This window comes from Bacillus aerius, from assembly GCF_029894105.1.
Classification (GTDB): Bacteria; Bacillota; Bacilli; order Bacillales; family Bacillaceae; genus Bacillus; species Bacillus altitudinis.
The window spans coordinates 1875864-1894216 of sequence record NZ_JARYHO010000001.1 but is presented as its reverse complement, the minus strand read 5'-3'; the positions used below and the strand labels follow the sequence as shown (position 1 = coordinate 1894216).

The 18353-nt window shown below is 42.6% G+C and carries 10 protein-coding genes; 9 read left to right on the top strand and 1 reads right to left on the bottom strand.

What is annotated here, in order from left to right:
- Positions 1 to 152 precede the first annotated feature (152 nt).
- Positions 153 to 4724, top strand: a complete 4572-nt coding sequence (gene gltB, locus M2353_RS09640; protein ID WP_284725346.1) for a glutamate synthase large subunit — start codon at positions 153 to 155, stop codon at positions 4722 to 4724.
- A gap of 16 nt (positions 4725 to 4740) precedes the next feature.
- Positions 4741 to 6225: a glutamate synthase small subunit gene (gene gltD, locus M2353_RS09635; RefSeq protein ID WP_284725345.1), complete on the top strand. Its 1485-nt coding sequence runs from the start codon at positions 4741 to 4743 to the stop codon at positions 6223 to 6225.
- A gap of 63 nt (positions 6226 to 6288) precedes the next feature.
- Here gltD and M2353_RS09630 read toward each other — a convergent pair whose 3' ends face one another.
- Positions 6289 to 7491 (bottom strand): nitrate/nitrite transporter, encoded by a 1203-nt coding sequence (locus tag M2353_RS09630; RefSeq protein ID WP_008346586.1) that lies wholly within the window; start codon positions 7489 to 7491, stop codon positions 6289 to 6291.
- A 169-nt stretch (positions 7492 to 7660) separates the two neighbouring features.
- On the opposite strand from M2353_RS09630, the gene nirB (M2353_RS09625) reads away from it, so the two are divergent.
- From nirB (M2353_RS09625) to dacB, 7 genes are all read left to right on the top strand, one after another.
- On the top strand, positions 7661 to 9922 hold the full coding sequence (gene nirB / locus M2353_RS09625) for a nitrite reductase large subunit NirB (protein ID WP_284725344.1): 2262 nt from the start codon (positions 7661 to 7663) through the stop codon (positions 9920 to 9922).
- The gene (nasC, locus tag M2353_RS09620; protein WP_284725343.1) at positions 9919 to 12057 is read left to right on the top strand and encodes an assimilatory nitrate reductase catalytic subunit NasC; all 2139 of its coding nucleotides are present in this window, start codon (positions 9919 to 9921) and stop codon (positions 12055 to 12057) included. The genes nirB (M2353_RS09625) and nasC overlap by 4 nt, the downstream gene beginning before the upstream one ends.
- An 89-nt stretch (positions 12058 to 12146) precedes the next feature.
- On the top strand, positions 12147 to 14558 hold the full coding sequence (gene nirB, locus M2353_RS09615; RefSeq protein WP_284725342.1) for a nitrite reductase large subunit NirB: 2412 nt from the start codon (positions 12147 to 12149) through the stop codon (positions 14556 to 14558).
- A 23-nt stretch (positions 14559 to 14581) separates the two neighbouring features.
- Positions 14582 to 14905 (top strand): nitrite reductase small subunit NirD, encoded by a 324-nt coding sequence (gene nirD / locus M2353_RS09610; protein ID WP_008346593.1) that lies wholly within the window; start codon positions 14582 to 14584, stop codon positions 14903 to 14905.
- A gap of 66 nt (positions 14906 to 14971) precedes the next feature.
- A complete protein-coding gene (locus M2353_RS09605; protein WP_284725341.1) occupies positions 14972 to 15664 on the top strand; it encodes a DUF421 domain-containing protein in 693 nt (230 codons plus the stop codon).
- Positions 15665 to 15753: 89 nt separating this feature from the next.
- The gene (locus M2353_RS09600) at positions 15754 to 16734 is read left to right on the top strand and encodes a pectinesterase family protein (protein ID WP_284725340.1); all 981 of its coding nucleotides are present in this window, start codon (positions 15754 to 15756) and stop codon (positions 16732 to 16734) included.
- Between the two features lie 131 nt (positions 16735 to 16865).
- Positions 16866 to 18350 (top strand): D-alanyl-D-alanine carboxypeptidase/D-alanyl-D-alanine endopeptidase, encoded by a 1485-nt coding sequence (dacB, locus tag M2353_RS09595; RefSeq protein WP_284725339.1) that lies wholly within the window; start codon positions 16866 to 16868, stop codon positions 18348 to 18350.
- Positions 18351 to 18353: the final 3 nt, after the last annotated feature.

Below are 18353 nucleotides of genomic sequence, written 5' to 3'. Positions count from 1 at the left end.
TTTGCACTTCACACCCATCTATCTCAAAAAGAGATTGTTTTGATCTAAATTATATATTGTTTATATTAATTTGAAAACTTAAAATAAGTTACAGAGTTTGTGAGATTTTATTACTGTGAAAAAACGGATCTTTTAAACGGGGGAGAGAAACGATGACTTATAATCAACTACCACAACCACAAGGTCTCTACCGTCCTGAATTTGAACATGATGCATGTGGAATCGGACTGTACGCCCATTTAAAAGGGGAGGCGACACATAGCATCGTCAAAAAGGGATTGCAAATGCTGTGCCAGCTTGATCACCGCGGCGGGCAAGGCAGTGATCCGTATACAGGTGATGGTGCCGGCTTAATGGTACAACTGCCAGACGCTTTTTTTAGAAAGAACTGCCAAGACTTTGCACTTCCTGAAAAGGGCCGTTACGGGGTAGGAATGGTGTTCTTTTCAAAAGATGATGATGCCAAAACGCGTCAAGCGATCGAACAAAAGATCAACGGCTTCATTAAACAAGAAGGGCAAACATTAATTGGCTGGAGAACGGTCCCTGTTGATGCTGGGAAAATTGGAACGGTTGCAGCGAAGAGCTGTCCGGTTGTCCGGCAAGTGTTCATCGGAGCAAACGACAACGTAACAGACCGTTTGTCATTTGAACGAAAATTATACGTCATCCGCAAGCAGGCTGAAAACTGGGGAACAGCAGAGGAAAAACAATTTTACTTTGTCAGTCTGTCTAGTCAAACCATTGTATATAAGGGGCTTTTAACATCAGATCAAGTTGATGCTTTTTATCTTGATCTACAGGATGAAACATTTGTTTCTGCATTTTCACTCGTTCATTCAAGATTTAGTACAAATACATTCCCGACATGGGAACGAGCGCATCCAAACCGTTACTTAATTCATAACGGAGAAATCAACACATTAAGAGGAAACATCAATTGGATGAGAGCAAGAGAACAACAATTCGTGTCTGAAGCCTTCGGAGAAGATCTAGACAAGATTTTGCCAGTGCTGAATGCAGACGGAAGTGATTCATCCATTTTAGACAATGCCTTTGAATTTTTCGTGCTTGCAGGGCGTACTCCTGCTCATACAGCGATGATGCTGATTCCTGAGCCGTGGACGGAGAATACGCACATGTCTAAAGAGAAACGGGCATTTTATGAATACCATAGTTCGTTAATGGAGCCGTGGGATGGTCCGACAGCGATTTCGTTTACGGATGGTAAACAAATCGGCGCCATCTTAGATCGGAACGGATTAAGACCCGCGAGATACTACGTGACAAATGACGATCATATCATTTTCTCATCTGAGGTCGGCGTCATCGACACAAATGAAGAAGATGTGAAGTATAAAGACCGTCTTGAACCAGGTAAAATGCTGTTAATCGATTTAGAAGAAGGACGCATTATTTCGGATGAAGAAGTGAAATCTTCGATTGCGAATGAACTTCCTTATCAAAAATGGCTCGATGAAGAAATGGTTCACGTCAATCGCTCTGAAGAAAATTCAGAAAATTCTAGTATAATGAGTGATTTGTTAACACGTCAGCGTGCTTTCCATTATACGTACGAAGACATTCAAAAGTATTTAATTCCTTTACTAGAAGAAGGCAAGGACCCAATCGGCTCAATGGGAAGTGATACACCGCTTGCTGTGTTATCAGATCGTGCGCAGTCGCTGTTTTCTTATTTCAAACAGCTGTTTGCTCAAGTCACGAACCCGCCAATTGATGCCATTCGTGAGCAGCTCGTTACATCAACCATGACTTGGTTAGGTGCTGAGGGAGATATTTTACATCCAAATGAATATTCATGCCGAAGAATTAAACTTTATACACCTGTTTTAACAAGCGGGCAGTTCAACGGCTTGAAAACGATTGTTCATAACGCCTTTAAAAGCAAAACGATTCATACACTTTTCACTGATGACCTAAAACGTGGTCTTGATGCGATGTTTGAAGAGGCAGAAAAAGCGATTCGTGAAGGGGTATCTTTACTAATTCTTTCCGATCGTGACATGACGGAAGAAAAAGTGCCGATTCCACCACTTCTTGCATTGAGTGCACTTCATCAGCATCTTGTGCGTCAAGGCTTACGAACAAAGGTGAGCTTAATCGTCGAATCTGGAGAAGTAAGAGAGGTTCATCATTTTGCCGCACTGATTGGCTACGGTGCAGATGCGATCCATCCGTACCTCGTTTACGAAACATACAAACAGCTTATTGCTGAAGAAGCGATTGCGATTAGCTTTGATGAAGCTGTCACAAAGTTTGGGAAAAGTGTGACTGAGGGCGTAGTTAAAGTAATGTCTAAAGTGGGAATTTCCACTGTCCAAAGCTATCGAGGCGCACAAATTTTTGAAGCGGTCGGCATTAGTGAAGATGTCATCCAGGCGTATTTCACAGGAACAGCTTCTCAGCTAGGCGGTATTGATCTTGACACCATTGCAAATGAAGCAAAGCTTCGTCATGAGGCTGGGTATCAGGCATCAACAGATCAAACGCTAGAATCAGGCAGTGAGTTCCAGTGGAGAAAAAATGGAGAGCATCATGCCTTTAACCCAAAAACCATTCATACCCTTCAGTGGGCATGCCGCAACGAAGATTATGATTTATTTAAGCAATACACGAAGGCAGCGGATGAAGAACGAATTGGTTTCCTTAGAAATCTATTTGCTTTTCGTTCAAAACAAAAGCCAGTTCGTCTAGAAGAAGTTGAATCTGCTGAATCCATTGTACGCCGCTTTAAGACAGGTGCGATGTCATTTGGTTCACTAAGTAAAGAAGCGCATGAAGCACTAGCGATTGCGATGAACCGAATTGGCGGCAAAAGCAACAGCGGAGAAGGCGGGGAAGACCCTGCACGCTTCACAGTAGATGAGCACGGGGATGATCGCAGAAGTGCGATTAAACAGATTGCTTCTGGCCGCTTTGGCGTGAAAAGTCATTATTTAGTCAATGCAGATGAACTGCAAATTAAAATGGCGCAAGGTGCAAAGCCGGGAGAAGGCGGACAGCTGCCAGGAAATAAAGTATATCCTTGGGTCGCAGACGTACGTGGTTCTACGCCAGGTGTTGGCCTAATCTCACCACCGCCTCACCATGATATTTATTCAATCGAGGATTTGGCTCAATTGATCCATGATTTGAAAAACGCAAACCGTGATGCACGCATCAGTGTCAAGCTAGTTTCTAAAGCTGGCGTTGGTACGATTGCAGCAGGTGTCGCAAAAGGGACAGCGGATGTCATCGTAATTAGTGGATATGATGGCGGTACTGGAGCTTCTCCGAAAACAAGTATTAAACATACAGGACTTCCTTGGGAGCTTGGATTGGCAGAAGCGCATCAAACCCTTGTCTTAAACGGCCTTCGAGAGCGAGTCGTTCTTGAGACGGATGGCAAATTAATGACAGGACGCGACGTTGTCATGGCTGCGATTTTAGGAGCAGAAGAATACGGCTTTGCGACAGCTCCACTTGTCGTATTAGGATGCGTCATGATGAGAGCATGTCATTTAGATACTTGTCCAGTCGGTGTCGCTACTCAAAACCCGGAACTTCGCAAAAAATTCATGGGTGACCCTGATCACATTGTCAACTTCATGATGTTTATTGCAGAGGAAGTAAGAGAAATTTTAGCTGAACTTGGCTTTACATCAATGGATGAATTGATTGGGCGTACGGATGTTTTATCAGTAAGTGAAAGAGCAAAAGCACACTGGAAAGCAGGACAGCTGAACCTTGAAACCCTGCTTTATCAGCCAGAGGGACCACGCACATTCAGAACGCCACAAAATCATAAAATTGATGAATCACTGGATATGAATGAGATTCTCCCTTATGTACAGGAAGCGCTCGATCATCAAACACCAGTTGATCTGTCACTAAACATTCGCAACATTCACCGTGTAGCTGGAACGATTACGGGCAGCGAAGTGTCTAAGCGCTACGGAGAAGAAGGTCTGCCAGAGGATACGATCACACTTCGGTTCACTGGTTCAGCTGGACAAAGCTTCGGCGCATTTGTTCCAAAGGGGATATCTTTATATTTAACAGGTGACTCAAATGACTATATCGGCAAAGGACTCTCTGGAGGCAAAATTGCTGTCAAAACATCTGATCACTTTGTACAAAATGGACATGAGAACGTGATTGTCGGTAACGTTGCATTTTACGGCGCGACAAGCGGAAAAGCGTTTATTAACGGTCGTGCAGGTGAACGTTTTGCCGTGCGTAATTCAGGTGTCAATGTGGTCGTTGAAGGAATCGGTGATCACGGCTGTGAATACATGACTGGCGGACGTGTTGTCATTTTAGGTGACGTTGGGAAGAACTTTGGCGCAGGGATGTCTGGCGGTATCGCTTATGTGCATACATCCGATGCAAAACAGTTCAAAAGAATGTGCAACATGGAAATGATCATGTTTGAAAAACTCACAGATCACGAAGAAGAACAAGAAGTGAAGCAAATGATTCAGGAACACCTTGATTATACAAACAGCTCAAAAGCAGCAGCGCTTCTAGAGAACTGGGCACAAGAAAAGAATCAATTCATTAAGATCATTCCGAGAAATTACAAAATGATGCTTCAAAGCATTGAGGAACAAAAACAAGCAGGCCTCAGCCACGAGGAAGCTGTTATGTTCGCATTTGAAGCAAACACAAAACCGAAAAATAAAGAAACGGCAAACGGGCAAAAAGCAGCCCTCGCTCATTAAGAAAGGGGAGAGGACAATGGGCAAAGCAACAGGTTTTATGGATTATAAAAGAGAAAAGCCAAATGAACGTGACCCTCTCACTCGTCAAAATGACTGGAAAGAATATTCAGCTCCTTATACAGATGAGGTATTGAAACAGCAGGGTGCTAGATGTATGGATTGCGGAACACCGTTTTGTCAAATTGGGATGGAGATCAGGGGCGGCGTTTCTGGCTGCCCGATCTACAATTTAATTCCAGAATGGAACGACCTTGTCTACCGAGGCAGATGGAAAGAAGCGCTTGAAAGACTACAAAAAACGAACAATTTCCCTGAATTTACTGGAAGAGTATGTCCAGCACCTTGTGAAGGCTCATGTACCGTCGCGATCAATGATCCAGCAGTATCGATTAAAAATATCGAACGGACGATCATTGATAAAGGTTTTGAAAATGGCTGGATTACACCAAGAATTCCTTCAAGTCGTACAGGGAAAAAGATCGCCATTGTCGGATCAGGACCAGCAGGATTGGCAAGTGCAGACCAACTAAACCAAGCAGGACACGCTGTAACCGTGTTTGAACGATCTGATCGTCTAGGCGGACTGCTCACTTATGGTATTCCGAATATGAAGCTCGATAAAGAAGTCGTTGAGCGCAGAGTTAAACTGCTAAGACAAGAAGGCATTGACTTTGTGACCAATACAGAAATTGGTGTGGATATCACGGCTGATGAACTGAAAGAGCAATTTGATGCGGTCATCCTTTGTACAGGTGCACAAAAGCAGCGTGACCTGTTAATTGAAGGCAGGGAAGCAAAAGGGATTCACCTGGCAATGGATTATTTAACACTCGCAACAAAAAGCATGCTTGATTTAGGATTCAAAGATAAAAACTTTATTGACGCAAAAGGGAAAGACGTCATTGTGATTGGCGGAGGAGATACAGGCGCTGACTGCGTCGCAACTGCACTTCGCCAAAAAGCAAAAAGTGTTGTTCAATTCGGAAAGCATCCAAAGCTTCCAGATACACGTGTAGGGGATAACATGTGGCCAGAACAGCCTTATGTCTTTTCTCTAGATTATGCTTACGAAGAAGCACAAGCAAAATTTGGAGAAGACCCGCGCCAATATTCGATTCAAACCACAAAGATTGTGGCTGATAAAAATGGGAAGTTAAAAGAGCTTCATACCATTCAAATGGAAAAGGTGAAAAACGAGCAAGGGAAGTTTGAATTTCATGAGATTCCAGGAACAGAGAAGGTATGGCCAGCTCAGCTAGTCTTTATTGCGATTGGTTTTGAGGGAACTGAACAGCCACTAGTGAAACACTTTGGCGTGGACAGCAAAAACAATCGGATTGACGCAAAATATGGGGAATATACAACGAATGTAGAAGGCGTATTTGCAGCGGGAGATGCAAGACGCGGTCAAAGCTTGATTGTCTGGGCAATTAACGAAGGCAGACAAGTGGCGCATGAGGTAGACCGTTATTTAATGGGGAGTTCGGTTCTGCCAAAATAGGTCAAACAAAGGGTGTTTACCATATATAGAGAAAAGCCATGACCAAAGAGTGGTCATGGCTTTTTATGATTCAGACATGGTTGGCTGGATAATGACTTTTTTACGTTTGAACTGGGAGACAACCAAACAGAGGAAGACAGCAAGAACAAAAAGAGAAATGGTCAAAAAACCAAACGTATAGGAGCCCGTCATTTCTTTTAAACTGCCAAGAACGTTTGGTAAAAAGAATCCCCCAATGCCTCCTGCAGCCCCTACAATTCCAGTCACAATCCCAATTTCCTTATGAAACACTTGCGGCACAAGCTGGAACACCGCCCCATTCCCCATACCAAGACACATCATTCCGACAAATAAAAGCGCAATGACCACTGGTAATGCAGGTAGACTACTCACTGCCCCTAAGCAGATACCAATCAAAGCAAATAAACCGAGCAGTACTTTCATCCCGCCAATTTTATCGGCAATCAAACCGCCAACTGGTCGAAAGAAGCTGCCTGCCGCCACGCAAAGCGTCACAAAATCACCAGCATGAATTTTTGAAATCGCATATTGGTCCACAAAGAAAATACTCAAGAAACTTGAAAGGCCGACAAAACCACCGAATGTAATCGCATAAAGCAGGCAGAAAAACCACGTTGTTTTCACTTGAAAGACTGAAAAATAGGACCGAAGCGGCTGAGGGGCGGGCTGGTTTGGTGCATCTTTTGCTGTGAAAATAAAAAACAAAAAGACGAAACTTAAAGGAATAAGAGCGAGCCCCATCACTGTATGCCAGCCATACATCTCCGCAAGCCTTGGTCCAAAGAGTGTCGAGATCAGTGTTCCGCTGTTTCCGGCGCCGGCAATTCCCATCGCTACCCCTTGTAAATGAGGAGGGTACCAGCGGCTTGCCATCGGTAAAGCGACCGCAAAACTCGCACCTGCAACCCCTAATAAAATCCCGATCAGTACTAGCTCTGAAAGGGTTGTACCACCGAAAAACCCCCATATGAGTGGAATGGTGGTCAAAATCATGCCCATCATCGCTGTTTTTTTAGGTCCCATTCGGTCTGTTAATAGACCTAGCACAATTCGAAAAAAAGATCCGGATAAAATCGGAATGGCTACAATCATGCCTTTTTCTATTGTCGATAAGGCAAAATCTTGTGCAATAAAAGCACCGAGTGCCCCCAGCAAAACCCAAATCATGAAACTCACGTCAAAATATAAAAATGAACCAAACAATGTCTTAGGATGACCACTAGAAGTCAATTCTGAGAGTTTCACAAAACCCCTCCTTTATTTTGAATTTTCTGACTTAAAGATAGCGAGTTGATAGAAGGAATGGAAGTGTTGTGTTAGAAAAAATGACATGGATAAACACTTTTTTACAAATGTGTGCCATAATCTAGGCAAACATTGCTTTGGCGCAAAAAGCTAGAAAGGTTGATCTCACATGGCAAAACGTAAACTCGTGTTTATCGGAAACGGCATGGCGAGTATGAAATGTATCGAACATATCGTAAAGAAACAGCCAGAACGCTATTCCATCACGATCATTGGAAAAGAGAAGCACCCGGCCTACAACCGAATAAAACTTTCGTCAGTTTTACAAAAAAGTGAATCGTTGTCTCAAATTGAACTAAAGCCAAAAGAATGGTACACCAAACATGACATCACCATCCAAACAGGCGAAGCAGTTGTCCACATCGATACAAAGCGTCAATTGCTCATGACAGAAGCACGCCGGAATATCCCGTATGACAAACTGGTTATCGCCACAGGCTCATCGCCTCATTTTCTGCCTATACAAGGCGTATCCAAAAAAGGGGTCTATGCTTTTCGTACGATTGACGATTATGAGGCCATTTACGCTGATTCTTTACGCTATGAGCGTGCAGCAGTCATTGGAGGTGGTGTACTTGGTGTGGAAGTGGCCGCTGGTTTACAGATCGCTGGACTGAAGACAACCTTGATTCATCACACGGATTGGCTTATGCAACGCCAATTAGATGAAACAGCTGCAGGGCTTTTGTCTCAACAATTAAGTCGCAAGGGGATTCAGGTAAAAACAAATGCTCATACGATTGCATGTTTAGGAAACGAGAGAGTAGAAGGCGTTCTGTTAAAAAGTGGAGACATCGTGGATGCTGATCTCGTGGTTTTCACAACGGGGGTCCGTCCGAATATAGAGCTTGCAAAACAGCACGGCATTCATACAAGAAAAGCCATTGTTGTAAATGATGTCATGCAGACAAACGTTGAGAATATTTATGCTATTGGAGAATGTGCAGAGCATAAGGGGATGGTGCACGGTCTTGTGCAGCCTATTTATGAACAAGCAAACGTGCTTGCGAATCATTTATTAGATGAACTGGTCACGAATTTACCTCCTGCCATTTATTCAACAAAATTGAAAGCAAATGACATATCTATTTATTCTGCTGGCAGTATTGTAAACCGATCCCCCTCCGCTTCAGTGGTGACTTACTTAGATGAAGAACAAGAAGTATATAAAAAACTAGTGTTTGAACATGATGTGCTCACAGGCGTTGTATTAGTTGGTCAACTTGAGAGAGCTGAGCAGCTTTTGCAGGATGTAAAAGTGGGGCGTGATAAAAGCGTAGTCATGAAATCACTGAATGAAGAGCAGATATCCCCTTTAGATTCATTAAAAACAGAGGATCTCATCTGCCAATGCCACACGGTGACGAAGGGAGCGATATTCAAAAGCATATCGGCCCATCAGCTGACAAATTTAGAAGAGATAAAAAAACAGACAGGGGCCGCAACGGGCTGCGGAGGCTGTCAAGAGCTTGTTCGTGCCTGCTGCCATGTCTCATCAAATCAGCTAACGGAAGCACTGGACACGTTTTGCTCGTGCACAAATGTAGAGAAACAGACCATTTTTTCGTATATAAAAAATCAGCATCCGCTGAATGAAGAGCAAGTAAGAAGACGATTTAATTGGATGACAGATAACGGCTGTGACAAATGCCGAGCAGCCATTCCATACTATCTTGAGCAGTTTCAAGATCTTTTCGTAAAAGACAGCCCATCAGATCATGAGCACATACTAATGCCTCAGTTATATGGTGGCCGTCTTGATCTGACATTTTTACAGATGATAACCGGATTATTAGAGCAAAAGCAAATTCAGCACGTAGAACTAACGGAGAATAAACGAATTCGGCTGATCGGTATTTCACAAGAGGCCGCCCATATTGTAAAAGAACATGGACACAGCATGCCACAAGAAAGCAAGAGACTTTCTCATGTTCTTTCATGTGATTGTCGTCACGATCCATCTGTCACAACACTTGTCATGGAGATCGAAAGACAACTAGAAAACACGCTTTTACCTGCAGTCACATCGATTCATATCGCTGGTCCTTCCTGCGTATGTCATTTCAGCCCCATCTATGACATCTGCATCAAGAAGCAGCTGGATGAATGGGACATTTATATAGGAGGCAGCATACGTCAACCTAAGGCAGGTCAGCTTTTTTATTCTGTGAGCCGAACGGATGAGCTGATTCCTTTTTTAAAAGCACTGCTTGAAGACTATAGAAAACGTGCATATTTTCAAGAATCTATTGGAGACTGGATCCAAAAAAACGGCATCATTTCCATACGAGAAAAATTGCTCGATGAGGAAATGAGAGAAGAGCTCTGCGAGCAATTTGAGCAAAGTAGACAAAAGGGTGTGAATGTATGAATCAATCTTTTTTACAATATGTGCAGCAAACATCAGAGCAGCAAGAGCGAAAAAGGGTGTTCCCATCTCAATGTCCGTTTTGCAGTATGCAGTGCAAAATGCAATTAGTCGAGCAGCATGCAGAAGGGCGAACACGCTACCAGACGATAGGTATTCATAATCCAACCACGTTCGGCAGGATCTGTATGAAAGGGCAGCATGCCCACCAGCACGCACTGCACAAGGAACGATTGAATCACCCCCTCATCAAAAGAAACGGTCAATTTGTCAAAGTGACTTGGCAAGAGGCACTTGACGAAATCAAAGCACGCACTCAAACCCTTCAGACGGAACATGGGCACGATGCTATCAGTGTGTATGGTAGTGCATCGATTACAAATGAAGAAGCTTATTTACTCGGAAAATTTGCAAGGGTCGCCCTTAAAACGAAATACATTGATTACAATGGAAGACTGTGTATGTCTTCAGCAGCAACAGCAGCTAACCAAACATTTGGACTTGATCGGGGTCTAACCTTTCCGCTTCGTGACATCAAGCATGCCCGGGTTTTACTATTGGTTGGAACCAATATAGCGGAATGTCAGCCGACCCTCATACCGTATTTGGAAGAAGCTAAAAAGAACGGGGCATTTCTCATCGTGATCGATCCGCGAAAAACAGCAACAGCCAAACTAGCTGACTTACATGTCAGCTTAAGGCCTGGGTCAGATGCTGCACTCGCAAATGGAATCTTACACGTCATGCTCCATGAACAGTTACTAGACGAAGAATTTATTAAAAAACGAACATCAGGTTTTCAAGAAATGAAACAGCATATTTCACACATGTCCCTGCAAGACATTACGCAGCAAACCGGTGTATCGATGAAAGTCATTCAAAAAATAGCGAGAAAATTCGCCCGCGAAAAAACAGGCATGATTCTGACTGCAAGAGGCATTGAGCAGCAAATAGACGGGACAGCATCCGTTCGTAATTTCCTGAATATTCTGCTTGTTACTGGGAAAATTGGCCGGATTGGGTGTGGCTATGGTGCCATTACTGGGCAAGGAAATGGACAGGGTGCAAGAGAGCATGGACAAAAAGCAGATCAGCTTCCTGGTTACCGTGATATCACAAACCCAGTACATAGAAAAGAAATGGCTGAAATATGGAAGATCGATGAAAAAGAACTGCCTAGAAAAGGTGTATCTGCTTTTGAAATGTTTGAAAAAATGCAGAAAGGAGAGATAAAAGCGCTCTTTTTAATGTGTTCTAATCCCGTTCAATCAGGTCCGCATGCAAGCTTTATCAAAAAAGCCATCGAGCAGCTGTCCTTTTTTGTCGCAATTGATTTATTTATCTCTGAGACGGCTGCACTCGCAGATGTTATTTTACCAGCTTCGTCATATTTAGAGGACGAAGGGACCATGACGAACATAGAAGGACGCGTTACGCTGAGAGAAGCAACCTATCCACTCAAACACCAAAGAAAGCACGATTGGCAAATCATTTGTGATATAGCAGCAGTATTAGGCAAAGGCGGCTCTTTTTCTTTTTCATCTGCAGAAGACATCTTTGAGGAATTGAGAACAGCAACGAAAGGAGCCAAAGCCGATTATTCCGGTATGACCTATGACAGGTTAAGGAAGACGCAAGGCATATTATGGCCCTGCTCTCATTTGGAAGACCGAGGAACAGAAAGACTATTTGAGCATCAATTCTCACATCCTGATCAATTAGCAAAATTTGCAGTCGTTGCACATGGACAACAGGGTGCAAAAGAACCAGTCAGTCCAGAATATCCACTCTATTTAACGACCGGCAGGGTGATGGCTCATTACCAAACGGGCGTTCAAACAAGAAAAAGCACCTCTCTTGTTGCCCGGCAGTTTGAAGCTTATGTAGAGCTTCATCCTGATACAGCCGAAGCTTACGGGATTCAGCACGGGGAACTCGTCACCATCCAGTCAAAACGAGGTAGTGTCATCATGAGGTGCCACATAACAGATACCACCCGAAAAGATACTGTGTTTGTTCCATTTCACTGGAATAAACATCAATCAATTAACCTATTAATTGGTAAACAGTTAGATCCACACAGTAAAATGCCAGGTTTTAAATATTGTCCTGTACAGCTGTCAGCCTACAAGAATTGAAAACTATGTGAGAAATTTTAACATGTATTTTCCATCTTTGTTTAGATTATGGTACTTTCTAAAAAACGATCACATGAGGGGTGTTTTTCATGAAAGAAAAACTCGTATTAGTAGGGAATGGTATGGCTGGTATCCGAACGCTCGAAAACATTTTAAAAACGGACAATGAACGATTCGACATGACTGTATTTGGAACTGAGCCGTATCCTAACTATAATCGGATTCTTTTATCGAAAGTTCTCCAAGGGGATACAAAGACAGAGGATATTACGTTAAACGATTGGAATTGGTACAAGGAACATCATATTCAGCTGTTTACAAATGAGACCATTGTGAAGATCGATCCAGACAATCAAACCGTTATGAGTGATCAAGGACGGACCGTGCATTATGACCGTTTAATTTTAGCGACAGGGTCACTCCCGTTCATCCCGCCCATTCCAGGGAGCGATAAAAAAGGGGTAACAGCTTTTCGTACATTACAAGACACAGAGGAAATGGTCAAAGCATCTACGATGTACAAAAAAGCAGCCGTTATTGGAGGCGGGCTCCTTGGACTTGAAGCAGCACGTGGTCTATTAAACTTAGGTATGGAAGTGACCGTCATTCATCTTGGCCCTCATCTAATGGACCGGCAGCTCGATCCGGTGGCAGGTCAACTTCTGCAAACAGCATTAGAAAAACAAGGCATGAGCTTTTTATTAGGAAAACAGACAAATGAAATTTTAGGAGATACAAGAGTAGAAGGGCTAACATTTTCAGATGGTTCTACATTAGAGACAGATATGGTGGTCATGGCAGCAGGAATTAAACCGAATCACAAGCTTGCCGAAACGAGCGGCATTAAAGTGAACCGGGGGATTATCGTCAATGATTTCATGGAAACAAGTGTCCCGCGGATTTACGCAGTCGGAGAATGTGTTGAACATAGAGGACAAACGTACGGTCTTGTTGCGCCATTATACGATCAAGCAAACGTGCTTGCGAAGCATGTATGTGATATGGCCCCGACGCCTTATGAAGGATCTGTACTATCGACACAGCTAAAAGTATCAGGGGTTGATGTATTTTCAGCTGGTGATTTTATCGAAAACGATGAGAAACAAGCGATTAAGATTTTTGACGAACAGCAAGGCATTTATCAAAAACTAGTCTTCCAGCAAAACCGATTAGTCGGCGCCGTCATGTTTGGAGAAACAAGCGATGGACCACGTTTATTCTCGTACATTAGAGAAGGTGTTGATATGTCAGATATGGAAAAAGTATCTGTCTTAACATCAAATGAGCTGGCGCAAGAAAACACGATTGAACAAATGGCAAACGACCATATCGTTTGTGGCTGTAATGGTGTCTCAAAAGGTCAAATAGTGGCAGCTATTCAAAAAGAAGGCCTAACGACTATACAAGAGGTCAAGCAATGTACAAGTGCTTCTAGATCATGCGGAGGCTGCCAACCTGTTGTGGAAGAGATTTTATGGCACACTTTAGGCGATGATGCAAACCGCACTGCGCAAAAAGAAACCATCTGCGCCTGCACCACCTTATCAAGAGATGAAGTGATTCATGAAATCAAAGAGAAAGGTTTGCAGCATGTCAAAGAAGTGATGAGTGTACTTGACTGGGAAACAGAAGAAGGCTGTTCAAAGTGCCGGCCTGCACTGAATTACTATTTAGGGATGATGTATCCGCTTGACTACAAAGATGAAAAAAGCTCGCGATTTGTGAATGAACGAATGCATGCCAACATCCAAAACGATGGTACCTATTCGGTCGTTCCACGTATGTACGGAGGCGTGACAAATGCTAATGACCTGAGAAAAATAGCGGATGTCGTTGACAAATATGAGATACCGCTTGTGAAAATGACTGGAGGACAGCGAATCGACCTTTTAGGTGTCAAAAAAGAAGATTTACCAAAAGTATGGGCTGATTTAGATATGCCGTCTGGTTATGCTTACGGAAAATCATTAAGAACCGTCAAAACTTGTGTTGGAGAACAATTTTGCAGATTCGGAACGCAGGATTCCATATCTCTTGGGATCGCGCTTGAAAAGAAATTTGAAGGACTTGCCACACCGCACAAAGTCAAAATGGCCGTATCAGCCTGTCCAAGAAACTGTGCTGAATCTGGGATTAAAGATCTTGGCATCGTAGGTATCGATGGGGGATTTGAATTGTATGCTGGCGGGAATGGAGGGACACATTTACGAGCTGGAGACTTATTAATGAAAGTAAGTACAGCAGAAGAAGTAGAACAAATGGCCACAGCCTACCTTCAATATTACAGAGAAACCGCAAATTATTTAGAGAGAACATCCGCTTGGGTTGAACGGCTTGGATTGAATCATATCCAAACGGTACTGCTAGATGACAAGAAACGTGCAGCACTCATCGAAAGAATGGACATCGCACTTTCAACTTATGAAGAACCGTGGCAAGAGATTCGAGAGAACGAAACAGAAACAAGACAATTATTTCAAAAGGCAACTGCTTCCGTCTAAATCAATTGAAGGGATGAGATCAGATGACAGTTTCAATTGTAAAAGTTCATATTGGTACAATATCAGATTTCCCGTTGCAGCTAGGGAAAACAGTCGCAGCCGGTCCACTTGAATTAGCTGTTTTTCAAACCTCTAACAAGCAGTTCAAAGCCATTGAAAATCGCTGTCCTCATAAAGGCGGTGTACTAGCTGAAGGAATGGTGAGCGGAGATCATGTCTTCTGTCCAATGCATGATTGGAAAATCAATCTTTCATCAGGAAATGTTCAAGAACCAGATCATGGATGCGTGAAAACATATGAAGCATTGGTTGAGGGAGACGACGTCTTTATTTTACTGCCTTCATAAATGGTTTAGAACCTTCCTTTCCTGTACATGCTGTAAGTACATGCAGTGAGAAAGGAAGGTATATGTGTGCCATTTTTTAATATTTTGATTGAACTCTTTATCGGATTTTTCGCTTTATTTTCCATTACAAAGCTATTAGGGAAAACACAATTTGCACAAATCACGCCGTTTGATTTTATTTCTGCACTGATTTTAGGGGAGATGGTCGGTAACGCCATTTTTGATCCAGAAGTCAGCGTGCTACATATCCTTTTTGCAGTTGCAGTCTGGGGCGTTTTAATCTACACAGTTGAATGGCTTTCACAAAAATTCAAATCCATTCGTGCTTTTTTAGAGGGAAGACCCACTCTTGTGATTGATAAAGGAAAGATTCACTACAATCGATTAAAGAAAAATATGCTCGATTTAAATCAGTTGCAGACGCTGATTCGAGCGAAAGGGCATTTTGCTCTTAATGAAATTGAATTTGCCATTTTGGAAACGGATGGGTCTGTGAGTGTGCTTCCGAAAATGAAATATGCACCAGCTACAGCCGAAGATATGAACGTGAAAGGAAAAGAAGTCACATTGCCTAGAACGTTTATTATCGACGGAGAGATTTTAAGAAAAGATTTAAAGGAAGCTGGATTTGATGAAGCGTGGCTGAGAGAGCAATTGAAAAAGCAGCACATTTCCTCCTATAAAGATGTCCTAATTTGTGAATGGATTGAAAATGAAGGAATTTATGCGATGAAATATGAAAAAACATCCACAACCTAACACAGTGGATGTTTTTTTGTTTTATAACTGAATAGGATCAAAAAGAATACGTCAATGAAAACGTTCACAATATAAGGGGGAGATGTGTGATGAAGTATGGAAAACGACTGCTGATGATGGTATTGGCCTTACTGCTTTTTGACTCAGCTTATGCGCAAGCAGCTGGACACAACCATCAAACAAACCGCGTGCTTATTGTCGATCAAAAAGGAAATGGGACATTTCGAACGGTTCAATCTGCCATTGATGCGATACAAGTGAACAATCAACAGCAAACGACGATATATATTAAAAATGGTGTGTATAAAGAAAAGATTCTCCTTCCGCAAAATAAGCCGTATGTGTCCTTTATTGGAGAAAATCAGTATCAGACGATTCTGACGTATGATGATACAAATGCAAGCAGCGGGAGCACAACCAATAGCTCTAGTACAATGATTCGGGCAAATCATTTTTACGCAGAAAATATCACGTTTCAAAATACAGCTGGCCGAAACGCAGGGCAGGCGGTTGCCCTTTATGTATCCGGGGACCGGGCTATGTTTAAACACGTACGTGTTCTCGGTTATCAAGATACACTTTATGCCACAGGCACAGGGAGACAATATTATGAAGATTGCTATATCGAGGGCACGGTTGACTTCATCTTTGGTTCAGCAACGGCTGTATTTAAAAGAGCTGAAATAAAAAGTCTTGGAAATGGGTATATTACAGCGGCATCCACAACAGAAGCGCAAAAGTATGGCTACGTTTTTATTGATTCCACATTAAATAAAGGAACGTCTGCGTCTCAATCTGTGTACTTAGGCCGTCCGTGGAGACCTCATTCGGCTGTCACGTTCCTCCAAACAAAAATGGATGGACATATTAAAGCTGAGGGATGGCATAACTGGGAGAACAAAGACAACGAAAGAACGGCTAGATATCAAGAATATGGATCAACGGGCGCAGGGGGTCATGTGGCAAACCGGGTGAAGTGGTCAACGATATTAACAAAAAACGAAGCAAGTCAAATCACCGTTCAATCCGTGCTTAGCGGAAGCGATGGCTGGAATCCTGAAAAAAGGTAAAAGAGGCTTGTCAGTTTTCGTCAAAGAAAGCTGACTTTTCTGTTTAAAAAACCTTTGAGAACAAACGTTCTTTTGTGTATAATGAACATAATCTGCTAAATTTGGCTGCTTTTCTAAAAAGGAGGGATTGCGTGAAACGTTTCTCACAGGTCATGTTTTTACAACTATGTATTTTGTCGATGTTATTTCTCCCTTTTTCAGTGAAAGATGAACAACTAACAGCTCATGATGATCAATCAAAATGGATCACTTCTTTAGACGAATTCATTCGAACAGCACCTGATTTAGAGGGCGCAATTGCTGGCATCAGCGTACGCGATACTTCTGACACTTCTCTTCTTTATGAACATCAAGCGGACATCCGTCTGACTCCTGCTTCTAATATGAAATTACTCACATCTGCTATCGCACTCGATCTACTGGGTGAAACACACACTTTTCCAACAGACGTTTGGATAGATGGTTCAATTCACAAAAAAACATTGCACGGCAATCTTTATCTCCGAGGCACTGGAGACCCGACATTGTTAGAAAGCGATTTTGCCGCATTAGCCAAACAAGTCAAAAAGGCCGGAATACATACGATTCGTGGACAGCTTGCAGCTGATGATACTTGGTTTGATGACACAAGGTATTCCATCGATCTGCCGTGGAGTGATGAAGATCAATATTACGGCGCTCAAATATCTGCTCTTACTGCTTCACCGAATGAGGATTATGATGCAGGGACGATCATTCTCGAAGTCAATCCGGGAAAGAAAGCAGGGCAGAAGGCCAGCTATAAGATGATCCCGAAGACTGACGTCGCTCAAGTTGTCAATCAAGTGAAAACTGTGCCAGAAGGTGGAAAGAAGAAAATATCTTTTAAACGCTCTCACGGTACAAACAAAATTACACTGACTGGGACGATTCCGCTAAAAGCATCCTCGTCTAAACAATGGGTCGCATTATGGGAACCGACAACGTATGCTTTAGACTTAATGAAACGAGCATTAAAGGCTGAGGGGATTCAGCTGAAAGGACCACTCAAAACAAAACAAGTTCCTAAAAAAGCGAAAAAAATCGCTTCCCATACATCAATGCCTTTATCCGATCTTCTTGTTCCGATGATGAAATTAAGCAACAATACACATGCAGAAATTCTGTTAAAAGAACTTGGGAAGCGGGTAAAGAACAAAGGGAGTTTTGACAAAGGGCTTGACGTGCTGAATGAACGTCTTCCTGCCTATGGCATAGATGCATCTATGACTGTGTTGAGAGACGGATCAGGCATATCACCGATTAACCTTGTTTCTGCAAATCAATTCACGTTATTTTTGACAAACATTCAAAAGGAAAAATGGTTTAACACCTATGTCCATGCACTTCCGTTAGCTGGGGCAAGTGAGCGTATGGTGGGAGGTACATTAAGAAATAGATTGAAAGAACCAGCTACACTAGAAAAAGTGCGTGCAAAAACAGGTACACTATCAACGGTCAGCACACTATCTGGATATATTGAAACGCAGAGTGGAAAAACGCTTGCTTTTTCCATCTTATTGAATCATCTCGTTGATGACGAAAAAGGAAAAGAGATAGAAGACCGCATTGTCAGCATGTTAGCTGAGGATCTTTAGACA

Bases quoted from the DNA above. Each gene is read 5' to 3' on its own strand.
- nasC (WP_284725343.1), top strand. From the start codon at position 9,919: ATGAATCAATCTTTTTTACAATATGTGCAGCAAACATCAGAGCAGCAA.
- M2353_RS09600 (WP_284725340.1), top strand. From the start codon at position 15,754: ATGAAGTATGGAAAACGACTGCTGATGATGGTATTGGCCTTACTGCTT.
- nirD (WP_008346593.1), top strand. From the start codon at position 14,582: ATGACAGTTTCAATTGTAAAAGTTCATATTGGTACAATATCAGATTTC.
- nirB (WP_284725344.1), top strand. From the start codon at position 7,661: ATGGCAAAACGTAAACTCGTGTTTATCGGAAACGGCATGGCGAGTATG.
- gltD (WP_284725345.1), top strand. From the start codon at position 4,741: ATGGGCAAAGCAACAGGTTTTATGGATTATAAAAGAGAAAAGCCAAAT.
- gltB (WP_284725346.1), top strand. From the start codon at position 153: ATGACTTATAATCAACTACCACAACCACAAGGTCTCTACCGTCCTGAA.
- nirB (WP_284725342.1), top strand. From the start codon at position 12,147: ATGAAAGAAAAACTCGTATTAGTAGGGAATGGTATGGCTGGTATCCGA.